This is a genomic window from Streptomyces sp. 13-12-16 (genome assembly GCF_002114215.1).
Taxonomy (GTDB): Bacteria; Actinomycetota; Actinomycetes; order Streptomycetales; family Streptomycetaceae; genus Streptomyces.
The window spans coordinates 1-3,155 of record NZ_NCTE01000805.1 but is presented as its reverse complement, the minus strand read 5'-3'; the positions used below and the strand labels follow the sequence as shown (position 1 = coordinate 3,155).

Here is a 3,155-nt window from a genome sequence, read left to right as displayed (position 1 = left end):
GGAGTGCCGGGCGGGTGGCCCGAGGTGCCCGGGACGGCGGGGCGGCCCGGGAGGGCGTCTCGCGGTCGTCCGCGCGGCGGCATAGGGTCCGTTGCGGTGTGTGCTCCGTCGGCCCGTGACGGCCGGGGCGCCCGCCCACGACCTACCGGGCCCGCCGGGCCCGTACGCCGCCGACACCCTGGGGGACCCTCCTGTGACCGCCACCGCTCGCGCCCGGCTCGCCGGCGCCCTGCTCTACCTGTGCACCGACGCCCGCAGGCGGCAGGGTGATCTCCCGGAGTTCCTGGACGCGGCCCTGGCCGGCGGGGTCGACATCGTGCAGCTGCGGGACAAGGGCATGGAGGCCGGCGAGGAACTGGAGCACCTGGCGGTCCTCGCCGACGCCTGCGCCCGGCACGGCAAGCTGCTCGCGGTCAACGACCGCGCGGACGTCGCCCACGCCGCCGGAGCCGACGTCCTCCACCTGGGCCAGGGCGACCTGCCCGTTCCCGCCGCCCGCGCGATCGTCGGCGACGACGTCCTGATCGGCCGCTCCACCCACGCCGGGTCCGAGGCCGCCGCGGCGGCCGTCCAGCCCGGCGTGGACTACTTCTGCACCGGCCCCTGCTGGCCCACCCCCACCAAGCCCGGCCGCCACGCCCCCGGCCTGGACCTCGTCCGGTACACCGCCGCCCTCCGCACCGAGCGCCCCTGGTTCGCCATCGGCGGCATCGACCTCGGCAACCTCGACGAGGTGCTGGACGCCGGTGCCCGCCGGGTGGTCGTCGTACGGGCCATCACCGAGGCGGACGACCCGGGCGCGGCGGCGGCCGAGTTCGCGAAGCGGCTGCGGCAGGCGGCGCCCTCGGACGCCGGATGACCCCCGCGCGTCCCCGGACGACCCCCGCGCGCCCCCGGACGGCCCCGCGAGTCCCGGGATGACCCCTCCGCGTCTCAGGTTTGTCCAAGGGGTGGACAACAAATCGGCATTCCAGACAAATATCCCGCATCCGGTTGGGGGACCGCCGCCCCCTGGCTAACCTGCCGGTATGGCCCTCGGAACCGCATCCACCAGGACTGATCGCGCACGTACCGTGCGCGACATGCTCGCCGCAGGCAAGACGACGTATTCGTTCGAGTTCTCGGCGCCGAAGACCCCCAAGGGTGAGCGGAACCTGTGGAGCGCGCTGCGCAGGGTCGAGGCGGTCGCGCCGGACTTCGTCTCCGTGACCTACGGCGCCGGCGGCTCCACGCGCGCCGGCACGGTCAAGGAGACCCAGCAGATCGTCGCCGACACCACCCTCACCCCGGTCGCCCACCTCACCGCGGTCGACCACACCGTCGCCGAGCTGCGCAACATCATCGGCCAGTACGCCGACGCCGGGATCCGCAACATGCTCGCCGTGCGCGGCGACCCGCCCGGCGACCCGATGGGCGACTGGGTGCCGCACCCGCAGGGACTGACCTACGCCGCCGAACTCGTCCGGCTCATCAAGGAGTCGGGCGACTTCTGCGTCGGCGTCGCCGCCTTCCCGGAGATGCACCCGCGCTCGGCCGACTGGGACGCCGACGTCGCCCACTTCGTCGACAAGTGCCGGGCCGGCGCCGACTACGCGATCACCCAGATGTTCTTCCAGCCCGAGTCCTATCTGCGGCTGCGTGACCGAGTCCACGCGGCGGGCTGCGAGACCCCGGTGATTCCCGAGGTCATGCCGGTGACCAGCGTGAAGATGCTGGAGAGGTTGCCAAAGCTCAGTAACGCCGTGTTCCCCGAGGCCCTCAAAGAGCGGATCCTCGCAGCGAAGGACGATCCGGCGGCGGTACGCTCGATCGGTATCGAGTTCGCCACGGAGTTCTGCGCCCGGCTGCTGGCCGAGGGAGTGCCCGGACTGCACTTCATCACGCTCAACAACTCCACGGCGACCCTGGAAATCTACGAGAACCTGGGCCTGCACCACCCACCGCGGGCCTAGACCGGTCGCACGGATATACGACACACTGCGTAGCGACCACTGGGAGAGGGGCGTACATGGGCTGGGCGGTCCTCTACATCGCGTTCGGCGTCGTCGCGCTGTGGTTGCTCGGTGAGGTGCTGCTGCAGTACAAGGCGCGTCTGCGCTGGCGGCTGCTCGCATTCGCCGGCTTCCTCGGTGTCGTGCTCGGCGTGCTGATCCCGTCCGTGGTCGTCATCGGGCTGGGCGCCGCGGCCTTCGCGGTCGGCCAGACCTATGTGACCCTGTCGTTCCGCCGCGGCTTCGCGGCCGGCTGGGCGGTCAACGCGCCGATGCTGGCCGCCGCCAAGGGCCGCCGCGGCGACCGCGGGCGCCAGGAGCCGACCCTGGAGGTCTCCGGCCTGGAGACGTCCGGCGCCGGCCACGGCGACGAGGACGACACCGTCCGTGACCGGGCCGGCCACCACACGGACGACGACTACGACCGCGACGACGTGTTCACCCCCGCCGCCCGCCCCGGCCGGCCGGCGGCCGACACCACAGCCGTCTACGAGCCGCAGCCCATCCCCGACGACACCGGCTCCTACGGCGTCTACGGCGGCGACAGCGGGTACGGGACCCCGTCCCAGGACCAGTACGCGGCGGCCACCCAGGGCGCCGACCCCAACCAGGCCTACGACTACTCCGGTTACGGACAGCAGCAGGGCTACGACACCACGGGCCAGCAGCAGTACGCGGCCTACTCCGACCCGTACATCGGCAACTCGGCCTACGGGAACACCTCGTACGACACCGGCTACGCCGACCCGCAGCAGTACTCCCAGCAGGGCTACGGGCAGGACCCGTACGCCCAGCAGGGCTACGGCGGCGAGACCCCGGCCGGCGGCCTGTGGGTCCCGCAGCAGCGCACCGCCGACGACCCGTACGGCGGTGAACTCCCGCCCGAGCAGCCGTACCCGTACCAGGGCGACGGACAGGCGCACGGCAACGGCGGCGGGTACGACGAGCAGTACCGCTACTGAGCGCGCTCACTGCGACCCGCGGAACTCCGGCCCCTCCACGATCAGCCCGGCGACCAGCGCCCCCGACATCCCGGCGTGCGGGAGCCCGCCGCCGGGGTGGGACCAGCCGCCGGCCGTGAACAGCCCCGTCAGCCCGGTGCTGTTGGCCGGGTGCAGCAGCCGCCCGCCCGCCGCGGCCAGCGCCGGTACCGGCACCGCGCCG

The 3,155-nt window shown here is 73.2% G+C and carries 3 protein-coding genes and 1 pseudogene; 3 read left to right on the top strand and 1 reads right to left on the bottom strand.

Going from position 1 to position 3,155, the window contains the following annotated elements; genetic code table 11:
- The first annotated feature begins 193 nt into the window (after positions 1 to 193).
- From thiE to B7767_RS29280, 3 genes are all read left to right on the top strand, one after another.
- Positions 194 to 859 carry a thiamine phosphate synthase gene (gene thiE / locus B7767_RS29290; protein ID WP_085574792.1) on the top strand — a complete coding sequence of 222 codons (666 nt, stop codon included), beginning with the start codon at positions 194 to 196 and terminating at the stop codon, positions 857 to 859.
- A gap of 169 nt (positions 860 to 1,028) precedes the next feature.
- Entirely contained in the window at positions 1,029 to 1,952 is a 924-nt protein-coding gene (gene metF / locus B7767_RS29285) for a methylenetetrahydrofolate reductase [NAD(P)H] (RefSeq protein ID WP_085574791.1), read from the top strand.
- A 56-nt stretch (positions 1,953 to 2,008) separates the two neighbouring features.
- Entirely contained in the window at positions 2,009 to 2,953 is a 945-nt protein-coding gene (locus tag B7767_RS29280) for a hypothetical protein (RefSeq protein ID WP_085574790.1), read from the top strand.
- A 6-nt stretch (positions 2,954 to 2,959) separates the two neighbouring features.
- Here the strand turns inward: B7767_RS29280 and B7767_RS29275 are convergent.
- Positions 2,960 to 3,155: pseudogene (locus B7767_RS29275) on the bottom strand (NAD(P)/FAD-dependent oxidoreductase); the annotation flags it as partial.

Coding starts and splice junctions, on each gene's coding strand:
- metF (WP_085574791.1), top strand. CDS start 1,029: ATGGCCCTCGGAACCGCATCCACCAGGACTGATCGCGCACGTACCGTG.
- B7767_RS29280 (WP_085574790.1), top strand. CDS start 2,009: ATGGGCTGGGCGGTCCTCTACATCGCGTTCGGCGTCGTCGCGCTGTGG.